At 64.1% G+C, this 15653-nt stretch carries 15 protein-coding genes and 3 tRNA genes; 8 read left to right on the top strand and 10 right to left on the bottom strand.

Features of this window, described 5'->3' with window-relative positions; all coding sequences use genetic code 11:
* The 6 genes from paaC to paaI all read right to left on the bottom strand — a co-directional run bounded on the left by paaC (window position 1) and on the right by paaI (window position 4862).
* Window positions 1–741, bottom strand: coding sequence for a 1,2-phenylacetyl-CoA epoxidase subunit PaaC (gene paaC, locus ACFC2Y_RS12615; RefSeq protein WP_375172723.1), 741 nt, complete (start codon window positions 739–741; stop codon window positions 1–3).
* On the bottom strand, window positions 741–1025 hold the full coding sequence (gene paaB, locus ACFC2Y_RS12610) for a 1,2-phenylacetyl-CoA epoxidase subunit PaaB (protein ID WP_375172724.1): 285 nt from the start codon (window positions 1023–1025) through the stop codon (window positions 741–743). The genes paaC and paaB overlap by 1 nt, the downstream gene beginning before the upstream one ends.
* A gap of 4 nt (window positions 1026–1029) precedes the next feature.
* Window positions 1030–2001, bottom strand: a complete 972-nt coding sequence (gene paaA, locus ACFC2Y_RS12605) for a 1,2-phenylacetyl-CoA epoxidase subunit PaaA (RefSeq protein WP_375172725.1) — start codon at window positions 1999–2001, stop codon at window positions 1030–1032.
* Window positions 2002–2291: 290 nt separating this feature from the next.
* Window positions 2292–3158 (bottom strand): PaaX family transcriptional regulator C-terminal domain-containing protein, encoded by an 867-nt coding sequence (locus tag ACFC2Y_RS12600; protein ID WP_375172726.1) that lies wholly within the window; start codon window positions 3156–3158, stop codon window positions 2292–2294.
* Entirely contained in the window at window positions 3139–4434 is a 1296-nt protein-coding gene (gene paaK, locus ACFC2Y_RS12595) for a phenylacetate--CoA ligase PaaK (RefSeq protein ID WP_375172727.1), read from the bottom strand. The genes ACFC2Y_RS12600 and paaK overlap by 20 nt, the downstream gene beginning before the upstream one ends.
* Complete coding sequence (paaI, locus tag ACFC2Y_RS12590; RefSeq protein WP_375172728.1) at window positions 4431–4862, bottom strand: hydroxyphenylacetyl-CoA thioesterase PaaI; 432 nt, start codon at window positions 4860–4862, stop codon at window positions 4431–4433. Before paaI ends, paaK begins: the two co-directional genes overlap by 4 nt.
* Window positions 4863–5118: 256 nt before the next feature.
* On the opposite strand from paaI, the gene ACFC2Y_RS12585 reads away from it, so the two are divergent.
* From ACFC2Y_RS12585 to ACFC2Y_RS12575, 3 genes are all read left to right on the top strand, one after another.
* Window positions 5119–6864: a sugar phosphorylase gene (locus tag ACFC2Y_RS12585; protein ID WP_375172729.1), complete on the top strand. Its 1746-nt coding sequence runs from the start codon at window positions 5119–5121 to the stop codon at window positions 6862–6864.
* Between the two features lie 166 nt (window positions 6865–7030).
* Window positions 7031–7669 carry a TetR/AcrR family transcriptional regulator gene (locus tag ACFC2Y_RS12580; RefSeq protein WP_375172730.1) on the top strand — a complete coding sequence of 213 codons (639 nt, stop codon included), beginning with the start codon at window positions 7031–7033 and terminating at the stop codon, window positions 7667–7669.
* 339 nt (window positions 7670–8008) lie between these two features.
* Window positions 8009–8839, top strand: coding sequence for a VPLPA-CTERM sorting domain-containing protein (locus ACFC2Y_RS12575; RefSeq protein ID WP_375172731.1), 831 nt, complete (start codon window positions 8009–8011; stop codon window positions 8837–8839).
* A 71-nt stretch (window positions 8840–8910) separates the two neighbouring features.
* Here ACFC2Y_RS12575 and ACFC2Y_RS12570 read toward each other — a convergent pair whose 3' ends face one another.
* Window positions 8911–10131, bottom strand: a complete 1221-nt coding sequence (locus ACFC2Y_RS12570) for a glycosyl transferase (RefSeq protein WP_375172732.1) — start codon at window positions 10129–10131, stop codon at window positions 8911–8913.
* A gap of 6 nt (window positions 10132–10137) precedes the next feature.
* A complete protein-coding gene (locus ACFC2Y_RS12565; protein WP_375172733.1) occupies window positions 10138–10929 on the bottom strand; it encodes an HAD-IIB family hydrolase in 792 nt (263 codons plus the stop codon).
* Window positions 10930–10975: 46 nt separating this feature from the next.
* Between ACFC2Y_RS12565 and ACFC2Y_RS12560 the strand changes: the two genes are divergently transcribed.
* The 3 genes from ACFC2Y_RS12560 (at window position 10976) to ACFC2Y_RS12550 (ending at window position 11615) form a co-directional block, all read left to right on the top strand.
* Window positions 10976–11051, top strand: a tRNA-Val gene (locus ACFC2Y_RS12560).
* 259 nt (window positions 11052–11310) lie between these two features.
* A tRNA-Asp gene (locus ACFC2Y_RS12555) sits at window positions 11311–11387 on the top strand.
* Window positions 11388–11538: 151 nt separating this feature from the next.
* A tRNA-Asp gene (locus tag ACFC2Y_RS12550) sits at window positions 11539–11615 on the top strand.
* Window positions 11616–11748: 133 nt separating this feature from the next.
* Here the strand turns inward: ACFC2Y_RS12550 and ACFC2Y_RS12545 are convergent.
* Window positions 11749–13119, bottom strand: coding sequence for a M20/M25/M40 family metallo-hydrolase (locus ACFC2Y_RS12545; protein ID WP_375172734.1), 1371 nt, complete (start codon window positions 13117–13119; stop codon window positions 11749–11751).
* Window positions 13120–13235: 116 nt separating this feature from the next.
* Window positions 13236–14000 (bottom strand): endonuclease/exonuclease/phosphatase family protein, encoded by a 765-nt coding sequence (locus ACFC2Y_RS12540; protein WP_375172735.1) that lies wholly within the window; start codon window positions 13998–14000, stop codon window positions 13236–13238.
* A 60-nt stretch (window positions 14001–14060) separates the two neighbouring features.
* On the opposite strand from ACFC2Y_RS12540, the gene ACFC2Y_RS12535 reads away from it, so the two are divergent.
* Complete coding sequence (locus ACFC2Y_RS12535; RefSeq protein WP_375186443.1) at window positions 14061–14675, top strand: hypothetical protein; 615 nt, start codon at window positions 14061–14063, stop codon at window positions 14673–14675.
* Between the two features lie 40 nt (window positions 14676–14715).
* Window positions 14716–15594, top strand: coding sequence for a DMT family transporter (locus tag ACFC2Y_RS12530; protein WP_375172737.1), 879 nt, complete (start codon window positions 14716–14718; stop codon window positions 15592–15594).
* Window positions 15595–15653: the final 59 nt, after the last annotated feature.

Below are 15653 nucleotides of genomic sequence, written 5' to 3'. Positions count from 1 at the left end.
TTACCAGCGCGCATCCGGATAGGCGCGCGGCACCGACTGCATGACCGCCAGCAGATAGCCCATGTGTTCGGAATGGTTGCCCGTACGGCCCCCCGTCCGGCGCGGCCCCTCGGGGGCGGTCAGGGTAGCCCGGGCGAAGGTCTCCGCCGTTTCCCGCTCGAAGACGGCAGCGATGCCGTCGCCTTCGGGGATCACCCCCTCGGCCACCAGCGCGTCGTCCATGGCGTCCCGCGCCAGCAGGTCGGCGGTGAAGGGCCACAGCCAGCTGAGCGCCTCCTGCATCCGCTGGTGGCTCTCCGCCGACCCGTCGCCAAGCCGGATGATCAGGTCGCGCGACCGGTCGATATGATAGCGCACTTCCTTCACCGCCTTCTGGGCCAGCTCGGCGATGCCTCGATGGGACGAGGTGGAAAGCCCCTCCAGCATCGGCAGGTGCCAGGCGTCGAACAGATACTGCCGCATCAGCGCATGGGCGAAATCCGTGTTGGGCTGTTCGACCAGCAGGGTGTTCAGAAACTCCCGCTCGCCCCGGAAAAACGCCAATCTGTCAGGCGTTTGCCCCAGCTCCTCCGCCACCAGCCCGTACCACAGCTGCGTCTGGCCGATCAGGTCCAGCCCCATGTTGGCAAAGGCGATGTCCTCCTCCAGCACGGGCGCATGGCCGCACCATTCCCCGGTGCGCTGGCCCAGGATCAGGGCATTGTCGCCCATGCGCAGGCAGAAGGTCGCGAAGGGGCTCATCACATCGCCCCCACGTCTTCGGGAATGTCGAAGAAGGACGGATGACGATAGACCTTGCTCTCCGACGGCGCGAAATTCTGCTCCGCCTCCGAGGGGTCCATCGCGGCGATGGCCGACGACGGCACGACCCAGATCGACACGCCCTCGTTGCGGCGGGTGTAGACGTCGCGGGCGTTCTTCAGCGCCATCTCCGCGTCCGGCGCATGGAGCGAGCCGACATGACGATGTGCAAGGCCGTGCTGGCCGCGGATGAAGACCTCCCAGAGGGGAAATTCGGTAGACATGGGATTACTCCGCAGCGATTTTCTGTTTGTTTTTCTCGGCATGGGCCATCAGCCCCTCGCGGAACCAGGCGCCGTCGTCCCAGGCCTTGTTGCGCGCATCCAGCCGTTCGCGGTTGCAGATGCCATTGCCCTTGATGACGGCGAAAAACTCGTCCCAGTCCGGGGTGCCGAAATCGTAGCTCTGCCGCTCTTCGTTCCACTTGAGGTTGGCGTCCGGCACCTCCAGCCCCAGCCATTCGGCCTGCGGCACGGTCTGGTCGACGAACTTCTGGCGCAATTCGTCGTTTGAATTCAGCTTGATACCCCATTTCATCGACTGTTCGGAATGGACGGAATCCCCATCCGGCGGGCCGAACATCATGATCGCGGGCCACCACCAGCGGTTCAGCGCGTCCTGCGCCATGGCCTGCTGGTCCTCGGTGCCCTCGACCAGCGCACGGACGATGTCAAAGCCCTGCCGCTGGTGGAAGGACTCCTCCTTGCAGATGCGGATCATGGCGCGGCTGTACGGCCCGTAGGAGCAGCGTTGCAGCGGCACCTGGTTCATGATCGCCGCACCGTCGACCAGCCAGCCGATCATGCCGACATCGGCCCAGGTGAGGGTGGGATAATTGAAGATCGAGGAATACTTGGCTTTGCCCGCCAGCAGCTCCTCCGTCATCTCGTCCCGCGATTTGCCAAGCGTTTCGGCCGCGCAATAGAGGTAGAGCCCATGGCCCGCCTCGTCCTGCACCTTGGCCAGCAGGATCGCCTTGCGCTGCAGCGACGGCGCGCGGGTGATCCAGTTGCCCTCTGGCAGCTGGCCGACGATCTCGGAATGGGCGTGTTGGCCGATCTGGCGGATCAGCGTCTTGCGATAGCCCTCGGGCATCCAATCCCGGGGTTCGATCCGGACGTTGCGGTCGATCTTGTCCTGAAAGGCGCGGTCCTGGTCGGTTGTTCCGGCCTGACCGCTTTCTACCATCTGGGCATACATGGGCTGGGTCCTCCTGGCGTTGATGACTATACATCACGTTTTTAGGCCGAGGTCAATTGTTGTGTGATGCATTCAGGTTTGTCGGCTGTTGTTTGCGGACGGGGGTCGCAGGGGGATCAGACAGTCGAACCTCCGGATGCGCGGAAAAATACCGACGCAATACCGATGCAATACCGACGTGATACCGACGTCGTGCAGACCGCCTGGGGCGGGGCATGTGACCGGACCGGCGTCCGCCTCCGGCGGGGATATTTCTGGCAAAAAGAACTGAGGGGTCGGCGGGGGCGGCGTTACGCCTCGGCCAGATCGGCAATCCGCCGCGCCATCCGCGCCTGATCCGGAACGAGCGGTCCGTTCCGATCGACGAATCCCGCCGCCACCGCCGCATCTGCCGCGGGCGACAGGGCGAGGTAGAGCCGCGCGAAAAGCGCCCGTGCCTCCGGCGCAGGCCAGCCCGCGGGCAACATGCCGAGCGGCAGGGCCGGGTCGCGCAAGGCGATGCGGCGGAAGGCATGGACCAGCAGCAACCGCAGGCCAAGCGCATCGGTCTGCGAGGCATCAATCCCCGAGAAACCGGAGAGGAAGCGGGTCATCTCCTCCTGCAATCCCGGCAGGTCCCAGGCCTGGGCGGCCAGGGCCGTCAGGTCATCCTCGGTCGTGGCGCGGAAATGCGGGGCGCCGAGGGCGGACAGGGGTTCGCCCCGGTCGGGCCGGATCGCCAGATGCGGCAGGGCAAGACCAAAACGCATGGCGGTCAAGCGGTTAAGCAGGGCCTCGCGCTCCTCGCCCACAGGCAGAATGACCATATGCCAACCGCGCAGCGGTTCCGCCCGGGGCGGGGCATAGATCAACCGGGCGGCGCGCTGGAACTCCCGTTCTGCTTCGGGGGTGAGGCGGTAATAGCTGCGCCGCCCCTCCTTGATCCCGACCAGCTGCCCGCCGGAGACAAGGCGGCTGACGGCGGTGCGCACACGGCTCTCGCCGATGCCGATGCCTTCGCAAGCCTCGATGATATTGCCCATCCACAATTCACCGCCGCGCGGGGCGACCACATCGCCATAAAGCGTGACGATGAAGGCCCCGGCAGAGACGTGGAAATCGCGGAGAACCCGATCCGTTGCGGTGTCGCTTGGGGTGTTACCGTCTGGGACGTTCATCGAAGATACGCTTGGCCTTTCCTTCGGATCTGGGAAGTGTCCCCGGTTCGGTTACCTCGACACGGGCCGTGATGCCAAGCACCGACTTGACGAGATGGGACAATTCCCGGTCCAACCCGGCACTCCCGGGGGTCAGGGCCTCGCAGCGGATGGCCATGGTATCCATGCGCCCCTCGCGGCCCAGGTGGATCTCGTAATGCGGCGACAACCCCTTGATACGAAAGATCTGTTCTTCGATCTGGGTCGGAAAGATGTTCACCCCGCGCAGAATGATCATGTCGTCGGAGCGGCCGGTGACCTTTTCCATCCGCCGCATCGAACGCGCGGTGCCGGGCAGCAGCCGGGTCAGGTCGCGGGTGCGGTAGCGGATGATCGGGAAGGCTTCTTTCGTCAGCGAGGTGATGACCAGCTCACCCATCTCGCCGTCTGCCACCGGTTCGCCCGTCTCGGGGTTCACGATCTCGGGGTAGAAGTGATCCTCCCAGATGTGCAGCCCGTCCTTCGTCTCCACGCATTCCTGCGCGACACCGGGGCCGATGACTTCGGACAGGCCAAAAATATCAACGGCGTCGATGCCGAAGGCTTCCTCGATCTCGGTGCGCATGGAATTGGTCCAGGGCTCCGCGCCAAAGATGCCGACCTTCAGGTTGGTGCCGCGCGGGTCCTTTCCGGCGGCGCGGAAGGCATCGAGGATCGACAGCATGTAGGAGGGGGTGACCATGATGATCGAGGGGCGGAAATCCTCGATCAATGTGATCTGGCGTTCTGTCATGCCGCCCGATACCGGAACGACCGTGCAGCCCAGGCGTTCGGCCCCGTAGTGCGCGCCAAGGCCCCCGGTAAAGAGGCCGTAACCATAGGCCACATGGCAGACATCCCCGGGCGCGCCGCCAGCCGCGCGGATCGACCGGGCGACCACATCGGCCCACATGTCGATATCGTTTTTCGTATAGCCCACGACGGTCGGCTTCCCCGTGGTGCCGGAGGAGGCATGGACGCGCGCCAGCTGATCCTGCGGCACGGCGAACATGCCGAAGGGATAGTTGTCGCGCAGGTCTGTCTTGACGGTGAAGGGGAACTTTTTCAGATCCTCCAGCCCGGTCAGATCGTCGGGGTGGACGCCGGCGGCGTCGAACTTGGCACGGTAGACGGGCGAGCCCTCATAGGCGCGCATCAGCGTGCCTTTCAACCGGCTGAGCTGCAGGGCGGTGATCTCATCGCGGGAGGCGGTTTCGATCGGGTCGAGGGGGACACCCCGGGGGCTGAGAGCGGTCATTCTGTTTCCTCTTGGTAGTGCTGGCCCATGACGGTGCGGGAGTGGCCGCGAAAGCTGGCAATCAGATCGCCCGCGCCATTGCGCACCATGACATCGTAGAGACCGGAACGGCCCTGGCGGGTGACTTCTTCGGCCGTGGCGATCAGCCGGTCGCCCAGCCTGCCGGGGGCGTGAAAGGTCACGGCGCAGTGCTGGGCGAAGGTCAGCTGGTTGTAGCTATTGCAGGCGAAGGCAAAGGCGCTGTCGGCGAGGGTGAAAATATAGCCGCCGTGACAGACATCGAGGCCGTTCACCATGCTCTCGCCCACAGGCATCTGCAGCACCGCCCGACCCGGCCCGACCTCCAGGATTTCCATGCCCAGAAGCTGGCTCGCCCGATCATTCGCCCACATGGCCTGGGCCGACCGCTCGGCTGTGGATTGCGACATCTGCTCCTCCTCGATGTCAAAGCGGCACACAAAAATGGTGTGTCCGGGATTTTTGTTTTGCATATGGCGCGGCGCGGGTCAATCCACTGCGGGTGTGATCTGGCGCGTGGCCGTGATCACGCCGAGGGGAGCCTGCGCAAAGACGCGCTTTTTCACGGCATGCGGGGGCGGGAGAGGGGCCCAGGCCCGGAAAGCGGCGGACGGGCCTTGCCTCTGCCGGACCGACATGAAAACTAAGGAAAACACCAGAGGTTCCATGCCAGAGATCGACGCCACGTTCCGCGCCCGTCTGCTGACCCTCATCGGGCAGATCTATCCCGACGAGGCACAGGACCTCCTCGCCGATCGCATTGCGGAGGCCTTCTGGCCCGAGGGCACCACGCATCGCCGCCGCGGTCGCGTGCCCGGCAACCGGCAGTGGTCGGAACGTGATGCGCTGCTGATCACCTATGGCAATTCCATCGTGGACGGTCAGCACAAGCCGCTGGATCTGCTGCGCGATTTCCTGCACCGCGAAATGGCGGGGGTGGTGAACGGTGTGCATATCCTGCCGTTCTTCCCCTATACCTCGGACGACGGGTTTGCCGTGACAGATTATCGCGCGGTGAATCCGGTGCTGGGCGACTGGGCGGATATCCGGCGGATCGGGTCGGAGTTCCTGCTGATGTCGGACCTGGTGCTGAACCATGTCTCTTCGGCCTCCAAATGGTTTTCCGACTACCTTCAGGGCCATGACCCCTATGACAAATTCTTCTTCGAGGCCTCGCCAGAGGATGACCTGTCGGAGGTCGTGCGCCCCCGGACCCATCCCCTTCTGCGCGAGGTCGAGACAGCCAACGGCACGCGCCATGTCTGGTGTACCTTCAGTCACGACCAGATCGACCTGAACTTTGCCAACCCCGAGGTGTTGCTGGAATTCCTGCGGGTGATGCGGCTGCATATCGACAACGGGGTGCGGATCCTGCGGCTGGATGCGGTGGCCTTCATCTGGAAGGAGGTCGGGACCAAGTCGATCCATATGCCGCAGACCCATGCCATCGTGCGGCTGATGCGTCTGCTGGCGGATTATGCGACCGAACCGGTGATCCTGCTGACCGAGACGAATGTGCCGAATGCCGAGAACCTCTCGTACTTCGGCAACCGGAACGAGGCGCATGCGGTCTACAACTTTTCCCTGCCGCCGCTGGTGCTGCATGCGATGATGTCGGGGACGGCGCGGAACCTGATCCGCTGGCAGGGGGCAATGCCACCCGCGCAACTGGGCTGCGCCTATCTGAATTTCACCGCCAGCCACGACGGGATCGGGATGCGTCCGGCCGAGGGGACGCTGAAACCCGAGGAGATCGCCCAGGTCATCGCGACCGTCCGGTCTTTTGGCGGGCTGGTGTCGATGCGAACGTTGCCGGGCGGCGGGGAAAGCCCCTATGAGCTGAACATCACATGGTTCGAGGCGATGAAAGGCACCTTCGCGGGCGAGGATGCGCATCAGGTGGCACGCTTTCTGGCCTCGCAGACACTGGTCATGGCGCTGGAGGGGATCCCGGCCTTCTACATCCACGCGCTGCTGGCCACGGCCAACGACATCGAGGGGGTGGAGAAATCCGGGCACAACCGGGCCATCAACCGCCACAAGTGGGATTACGGAAACCTGCAGGCGCGGCTGGCCGACCCGACGACGCCGCAGCATGTCGTGCTGGACGCGCTGAAACGGCGGATCGACATCCGGCGGCGCCAGCGCGCGTTTCACCCCAATGCCACCCAGTTCACCCTGCAACTCGATGACAGGATCTTCGGGTTGTGGCGGCAGAGCCTCGACCGGGACCAGTCGATCTTTGCACTGCACAATGTCTCCGACCAGGAGGTGGAGATTGACCCCTTTGCCATCAACCTGATCGAGGGGGAGGACTGGGTCGACCTGCTGACCGGCGAGGCGATCGGCACGTCGGCGGAGGCGATCCGGTTCGCGCCCTATCAGTGCCGCTGGATCTCCAACCGGGGGTGACGACCATCGGGGGTGGTCGGCCGGCCTTGGCGTGCAGTGCGCGTGAGTGTCGGCCTCCGCATGATATCACCGCCCGCTGACGCAGACTATTAACAGATGCCCATTCCCCGATTAGCCTGCGCGGCTGAACGACCCGGTCAGATCCGGGACTGTCGGGGGGCTTGTCTTGACCAAACGTACGCAATCACCTGAGAAGAAAGTGCAGATCCTTGATGCGGCCGCCAGTCTTCTGGCGCGCGACGGGTTGCAGGCTTTGACCTTTGAGGCCGTCGCGCATGAGGCCGGGCTGTCGCGCCAGTTGCTGCGCTATTATTATTCGGACATGGATCTGCTTGTGGGAGATTTGTGCGACCACCTTGCGGGACAATATCAGCGGCTGCTGATCAGCGGCATTGTCGATATCCGGCAGGTGGAGCGGCTGGATTTCTTCCTCGATTTCTTCTTCGGGATGTCCAGCGACCATCCGATGCCTGTCGAGCTGGAGACTTATGACGCCTTGATCGCCTATTCCGTCGGCTCGCCATTGGTGCGGGATCGGATGTGCAACCAGTACCATATCCTGGGGCAGGTCATGATCCATGAACTGGCCATTGCCCATCCGGAGCTGAAGGGGGCCGCCTGCGAAGAGCTGTCGTTCATGTTCGTGTCGATGATGCATGCGCATTGGAGCTTTGTCGCCAGTCTTGGCCATTCGCCCGACCACAACCGGCTGGCGCGCAACGCCTTCGCCCGGTTGATCCGGTCATATCTCGACACTCCCGAAGTCGTGCCCGTGATGGAAAAACCCTGGGCGCGGCGCGACTGAAAACTAGGTCGGCTCCTTGCGTCGCAAGCCCGAATCATCCTCGGGTGGTCGTCCCCTTAATATGCTGAAAACAGGGGTTTCCTGTGCAGGCGGCCGGAAAAGATACATTTTCAAAGTGAAAAATCTTTTCGGTCCGGAGCCGAGTCCCCGCAGCGGAATCCGCAACTTTTCGGGACAAATGCTCGAACGTCGGTTGGCCTCCGTGAAGCCATGGTTTTTCAAAAAGAAAACCGGCCTACGAGACATTTGACCGGCGTGAATTTTCCCGCATCCATTGCCTGGGGATGGGCGCTTTGCGTCCGCTGGCTTCAGTTTGATTGTCACAAGGAGATATTTGAAATGATGAATAAAATCGCAACTTGCGCCCTGCTCACGCTCTTCGCGACCGGAGCCCAGGCTGCAACGCTCACAGGCTTTTCGACATGGGAGGACGGCCTCGTCCAGATCGACACCGCGACCGGGAACGTCACGGTGATCGGCGGGACCTATGATCCTGGCCTGACGAACTTTATCCAAGGTCTGGCCTATGATTCCAATGGCGTGCTCTGGGGCATTGCCGCGTCGGGCTCCGCCAACACCTCGATCGGGACGATCGACCCGTCTACGGGCGAGTACACGCTGATCGGGACCGACAACGTCGGAACCCTGTCGGGTGCCGCCTTTACCCCGGACGACAAGCTCTATTCGATCAACACGCTCGGCGGGCCTACGGATCGTATCGCCGAGATCAACAAGACGAACGCGGTTCCGACCGATCTTGTGAGTACCGGGGTGCGGGTCGCGAACGGCTTTGCGATCTCCGGGGACGGTCTGTTCGGCTACACTATAGATGTCGATGGCGACAACCTGTTGCGGTATGATTTCAACCTCAACACCGTCACCTCGATCGGACAAACCACAGCCGGGATCAGCGCGCTGACCTTCCACGGATCGACGCTTTACGCGACGACCGACAAGAATGACGGCTCTACCGACCTGCTGCTGACCATTGATCCGCTGACCGGACTGGAATTGTCCCGCGTGAACCTGTCGCTCGGTGTGTTTGCCAACATCAGCGCTCTGGCGGCGGTGCCGGATACCCCGGCAATACCTATTCCCGCCGGGGGGCTGCTGTTGTTGAGCGGGCTGGGGGGGCTGTGCATCTGGCGACGCAGGGTTATCCCCACATAACTCTCGTGCGCGTATCGCATGGATCCCGCAGGAAGGGGCGCCGCGCGGCGCCCTTTCTTTTTCCGACAGGGTCAGGCGTAGTCCTTCAGATCCGCCGCCACGGCCTTGAGCATATCCGTCATCAGCCCGGGATCGGCCGAATGGACGCGGTTCCAGGTCGGGATGAAGGGGGTTTCGGAGGGGTTGTCGAGGAAAACGCGCCCCGCCTCCATGATGTTTTCGGCAAAAAGCTCGGCGGTCATTTCCTCTGTATGGCGGTCCACGGTCAGCCCGTTCATCTGGGCGTCGTTGTAATAGGCCTCCAGCAGGTCGAGGGCGGAGCGGTAGTAGGTCGCCTTGAGGGTGCGGAAGACCTCTTCGTTGAAGACGGTGCCATCGGCGGCGAGCTTACGGAAGATCGCCTTGCAGATGTCGATGGACATGCGCGACAGGCCTGTCGTTTTGTCGTCGGCGGACAGGTCCTGGTGCTTGTGGTCGTAGTGATCCGCGATCTCGACCTGACAGACCGATTTCGGGGCGAGGTTGCGCCAGGCCTCTGACAGGACGCCGATTTCCAGGCCCCAGTCGGAGGGAATGCGCAGATCGGCGAGGATCGAGGTGCGCATGGCAAATTCACCCGACAGCGAATAGCGGAAGGCGCGCAGGTAGTCGATGTAGTCGCGATCCCCGATCACCTTCTTCAGGGCGATCAGCAGGGGAGAGACCAGCATCCGCGCGACTCGCCCGTTGATCTTGCCGCCGCCGACGCGGGCGTAATAGCCCTTGGCCACCTGATAGGGGAAGTTCGGGTTCACCACCGGATAGACCAGCCGCGCCAGCATGTCCTTTTCATAGGTGACGATATCGCAGTCGTGGATCGCCACCACGTCGCTGTCGGCGCAGGCCAGCAGGAAACCGAGGCAGCCCCAGACGTTCTTGCCCTTGCCCGGTTCGTTCGGGGCGAGTCCAAGCCGGTCGAGGCGGGCCTCGATTTCCTTCATCCGGGGGGAGGAATTCCAGATCACCACGTGATTCTGCGGCAGGACGGAGAAGAAATCCCGCGCGTGGCGGTACTGCGCCTCATCCGCGCGGTCGAGGCCGATGACGATGCGATGCAGATAGGGCACCTGCGCCAGTTCGTCGAGGATGCGGGGCAGGGCCTCTCCCTCCAGCTCGGAATAGAGCGAGGGCAGGATGAGGCTGATCTTTCGGTTGGCGGAGAAGCTGACCAGCTCGCTGGTCAGTTCCTCGGAGGTTCGGGTGCGCAGGTTGTGAATCGTGGCGATATTGCCGTTCTGATGAAAATCCGCCACCGGCTGTCACTCCTGTCCCGATAAACCCTTTTCGAAAAGTAGCTTGAGAATGCTGTCGTTCCAACCTGCGGGGCCGGGTTTTTGACTTCGGCTTATGCTACCGCCTGTTTCCCCGGCAAGTTTCGGCAGCGGGCGGCCTGCGGGGTTGGCGATGATGATGCCGTGATCGGCGGTCTCCAGCATCTCCACATCATTCGGGGCATCGCCCAGGGCGACGCTTTGCGGGCTGCCGTACTGCGCGGCGATCTCGGCCATGCGGTCGGCCTTGGTGCCCCCGAAGGAGAGGGTGAGGAACCGCCCGCCATCCCGGGCCGCGATGCCGTGGTCGCGCAGGGTCGCGATAAAAGCCTCACGCTGCGCGGCGTCGCCGTCGAAGAGGCCCGGTTCGGAGAAGGCGCGACGGCGGGCGAGGGTGGCGCTGTCTGAGGGCAGGCCGGTGATCCGGGCGACCTGTGCCTCGCTCATGTCGCCAAAGCCGGTGAAGCGGGAGCGCAGGTCGGCGGGCAGCGTCTCCAGCGTGTCGCGCAGGCGTGCGTAGCTTTCGCCCTCCGCCTCGGGCTCTGAATAGGCGGGCAGGACACCGGCACCGTTCTCGACAATGGCCGGACACCGGGCAAAGCCGATCTCCGCGCGCAGGGGGGCGATTTCGGCCGCGGTCTTGGAGGAGGCGATGATGACCGGCACGTGCAGCGCGCGCAGCCTCTCCAGCGCCGGGGCGGCGGGGTGCCAGCTGTAATCGTGGTGATCCAGCAGCGTGCCGTCGAGGTCGGTGAAGACGATGAGAGGGGGGCTTTGCATATCGCTCTTGCGGGGGGTGCCGAGGGTTTGCTAAAGGCAGCCGGACGGGTGATTAGCTCAGTTGGTAGAGCGCTTCGTTTACACCGAAGATGTCGGGAGTTCGAGTCTCTCATCACCCACCACCTTTCGCGCAGCGACTGTGGGCCGCCGAAAGAGTTTGCGCAGCAAATGCGCAGGTGTCCTCCTCGACCTCGCCGGTAACTGTCTGATCACGCGCCTTTCCCGGACCGGGCGCCGCCTGATCTCCAAACCCAACCTTGCTTCTTGCACCGCATCCATCACCTCTCCGGTCGCGCTGATTTCGGACAATCGTCACCGAAGCGTCAAAACGCGCTTGACGCGCCGGGCCTCCGGTCCTAGTACCACCGCCACGTCAGATGCGCGGTTGTAGCTCAGTTGGTTAGAGTGCCGGCCTGTCACGCCGGAGGTCGCGGGTTCGAGCCCCGTCAACCGCGCCACTGACGACAAAGAGCGTCGCCCCTCGGGGCGGCGCTTTTGTTTCCCGACCCTCCGAAGAGTTGCAATCCGCGCCCTGCGGCAGGGCGGTGCCATCGGGGCCGTTTTCGCACTTGACGGGTCCGGCGCCTTGGCCTATCCCGCCCCTCACGCGCGGTTGTAGCTCAGTTGGTTAGAGTGCCGGCCTGTCACGCCGGAGGTCGCGGGTTCGAGCCCCGTCAACCGCGCCATTTCCCCTCTTGGATACAGAGCTGATGCGCCCCTTTTCCGGGTGCCTGCGCTGGTCTTCGGCCGTGTCTGACAGCACCTTGCGACCGGGGCGTTGCCGCCCCGGCCGGTGATCCATCTGGTCCCAGTCCCGGGTCAGCTCACCGCATCGAGGATGCGCGCCCAGCTCCGGATGCCTTTGTGGAAAGACGTGAGGTCGTATTTCTCGTTCGGGGAATGGATCTGGTCGTCGTCCTTGCCAAAGCCAATCAGCATGGCGTCGGTGTCGAGGATCGTCTTGAAGTAGCCCGCAATCGGGATCGACCCGCCGCAGCCGACATAGGCGGCGGGGTTGGGCCATTCGGCGGAGAGCGCCACGCGCGCGGCCTCGAATGCCGGGTGGTCGATCTGCATCTGGCCTGCGGGGCTTGCTCCGTGCTCGTGCCAGTCGATGGTGCAATCCTCGGGCAGCTGGTTTTCGACATAGGCGCGGAAGTTCTTGCGGATCTCATGCGGGTCCTGCTGGCCGACAAGACGAAAGCTGATCTTGGCGCTGGCCTTGGAGGGCAGGACGGTCTTGAAGCCGTCGCCGGTGTAGCCACCCTTGATGCCGTTGACCTCGCAGGTCGGGCGCGACCAGATCATCTCCAGCGGCGTGCGGTCCTGTTCGCCGGCGGGCTGCGACAGGCCGACCTCGCCCAGGAACCCGGCGTGATCGAAGTTCAGCCCCTGCCACTGCGCGCGCATCTCGTCCGAGAGCTCCGGCACGCCGTCGTAGAAATGCGGCACGGTGATGCGGCCCTGATCGTCATGCAGGCCCGCGATGATTTTGGACAGCACCCGGATCGGGTTCATCGCCGGGCCGCCGTACATGCCGGAATGCAGGTCCTTGGAGGCGGCGGTGATGGTCAGCTCCTCCCCCAGTAGGCCGCGCAGCATGGTGACGATGGCGGGGGTGTCGTCGCCAAAGAGACCGGTGTCGCAGATCAGGGCGATGTCGGTGGTCAGCTCCTCGGCGTTTTCCTTCATGAAGGGTACGAGGGAGGGCGAGCCGCTCTCCTCCTCGCCCTCGAAGAAGAAGGTGATCTTGCAGGGCAGCTTGCCGTTGACCGCGATCCAGGCGCGGCAGGCCTCGACAAAGGTCATCAGCTGCCCCTTGTCGTCGGAGGCGCCGCGGCCGCGGATGACCTTGCCCTTCTCGGTCTCCTGCAGTTCGGGATCGAACGGATCGCGGTCCCAGAGCTCCAGCGGATCGACCGGCTGCACGTCATAGTGCCCGTAAAAGAGCAGATGCGGCGCGCCTTCGCCGATATGGCCGACCACCATGGGATGGCCGGGCGTGGGGCGTTTCTCGGCCTGGGCGCCAAGGGATTTCAGATCCGCGACCAGCCAGTCCGCCGCCCGGTCACAATCGGCCTTGTAGGCGGGGTCGGTGGAGATCGAGGGGATGCGCAGGAGATCAAGCAGGCGGTCGGTCGCCTGGGGCAGATCGGCATCGATTCGGGCGAGTGTGTCGTCGAGGGACATGGGCGGCTCCTTTATTTTGGGCGGAGCGTATCAGGGGCATGGGCCGTGTCCAGTGGCACCGGCGCAAAGGGGGCTCTGCCCTGGGTGCTGGTACGCCTGCGGACCGCTCAGGGTGGTCATGCCTGCCTCTCCGACTTCTGATCGCCGGTTGGTGCGGGCTGGGCGTCGGTCTCCGCAAGGGTCAGTCGCAGCAACAGCGGCAGGTGATCGGAGGCGATGCGCGCGGGTTGGGCCATATGGGCGTGTGGGCGCCCCTTGGCCTGCAGATGCGGGGACAGGGCGAACCGGTCGAGCGCGCCAAGGGGCCGGAGCGAGGGGTAGGTGCGTGGACTGTCGAGGAACCGCAGCTGTGGCAGGGCGTGCTGCAGCGGTGCGATCTGGCCCCATTCGTTGATGTCCCCGGCCAGCAGCGTCGGTCTGTCGTCCAGCCGGGCCAACATGCGCGAAATCGCGCCAAGCTGCCGCAGGCGGTCGCGCCGGATCAGGCCAAGATGGGTGCCGATGACCCGCAACGGCCCGAGCGGGGTCGTCAGATCGGCGCGGATGGCGCCCCGGGGCTCCAGCCCGGGCAAGTCCATGTGGTGCAGGCTGTCGACCTCGATGCCGGGGCGCGCCAGCATCGTATTGCCGTGCCAGCCGAGCGAGGGTCCGCCGGGCCCGAGGGGCGAGACGTCCAGAACCTGCCAGCCCGCGGCCTCCGCCATGGCGCGGGGCAGGGCGGCGGGACGGGGCGGCAGGCGCTTGTCGACCTCCTGGAGGACGGCCAGATCGGCCCCGGTGTCGCCCAACACATCCAGCGTGCGCCCGGGGTTGCGCCGCAGATCCATGCCGACACATTTTTGCAGATTCCAGGTTGCTATCGTCAGGTAGGGCGCTTTCATAAAGGGAAATCTCACCGCTAGAGAGGCGCTTGTCACCCCATGTTCCGCGAGCAGACCCTGTTGACCCGTCTGATCTGGTTGGCCCTGATCATTGCCGCGGCAGAAGCGATCTATACATGGCGGCTGTCGCTGGCCTTCATCGCCCTGATCACGCTTGGTCTGTCGATGGCCCCGGTTCTGGTGGCGAAATGGGCGCAGATCACGGTTCCGAAAAGCTTCATGCTGGCGGTGGTGATGTTCGTGGGCGGCACGATCTTCCTGGGCGAAGTGTTTGATTTCTATAACAGGTTCTGGTGGTGGGATGTGATCATGCACGGCGGCTCAGCCATCGGGTTCGGGCTGATCGGCTTCGTGCTGGTCTTCATGATGTTCCAGGGCGACAAATTCGCCGCCCCGCCCTCTGCCATCGCCTTCTTCGCCTTCTGTTTCGCGCTGGCCATCGGCGCGATGTGGGAGATTTTCGAGTTCGGCATGGATCAGCTTCTCGGTCTGAATATGCAGAAATCCGGGCTGGTCGACACCATGGGCGACCTGATCGTGAACTGTGTCGGGGCGCTGATCGGCGCGGGGTCGGGGTATGCATACCTACGGGGGCGCCAGTTGGGCGGCATGACCGGGGTGATCGAAGACTTCGTCCGGCGCAACCCCCGGTTCTTCCGAAAGTGGCGCAGATAGCGATTGACGGCAGCGTAGGGTCGCGCTCTGGATGCGCGCCATGAGAAAAGATGCGCTTGATCTGCCGGGGTTCTCCGGACTTCTGGTCTTTACCTTCATTCTGGCGGGCAACCAGCTGGTGATGAAGATGACCTCCACCGGGCTGTCGCCGGTGTTCCAGGCGGGGGTGCGCTCGCTCCTCGCCTGTCTGGTGATCCTGATCTGGATGATGGTGCGGCGGATCAGCTTTGGCTCCCTGCGGCGCGACCTCTGGCCGGGGCTGGCCATGGGGACGGCCTTCACGCTGGAATTCATCGGGCTTTTCAATGCGCTGGACATGACGACCGTGGCGCGGGCCTCGATCATCTTCTACACGATGCCGATGCACTTGAGCCTCGCGGCGCATTTCCTGATCCCCGGAGAGCGGCTGACGCGCGTCAAGGTGGTCGGGCTAATCCTGGCGTTTCTAGGCGTGGTCATCGTGCTGGCCGACCGGCCCGGGGGCGAGGCGAGCCTGACCGGCGATCTGCTGGCCTGGATGGGCGCGATTGGCTGGGCCGCGATTGCGCTGACCGTGCGGATCACGCGGATTTCGGAGGCCCCGCCCGAGGCGCAGCAGCTGTGGCAGCTGTCGTTCTCGGCCGTGGCGCTCTTGCTGGTGGCACCGCTCTTCGGTCCGCTGGTGCGGGATTTCGGGGCGGAACACGTGTGGCTGATGGGATACCAGGTGTTCCTCGTGGCCAGCTTCGGCTTTCTCGGCTGGTTCTACCTGATCAAGCGTTATCCGGCCTCGACCGTGGCGAGCTTTTCCTTCCTGACGCCGGTCCTGGCCGTTTTCATGGGCTGGGCGATCCTGGGGGAGGAGTTGCACCTGTCGGTGCTGCTGGCGCTGGCGTTTGTCTCGGCCGGAATCCTGCTGATCAATCGCAAGCCGCGGTGAGAGGCTGACGCACGTCATCCCCCGGGCTTGACCCGGGGTCTTGTGGCACAGGCGCGCGG

Origin of the sequence: Pseudooceanicola sp., from assembly GCF_041987405.1 — a bacterium.
Classification (GTDB): domain Bacteria; phylum Pseudomonadota; class Alphaproteobacteria; order Rhodobacterales; family Rhodobacteraceae; genus Pseudooceanicola.
The sequence above is the reverse complement of the archived record's forward strand: the minus strand, read 5'-3'. Positions and strand labels throughout refer to the sequence as shown.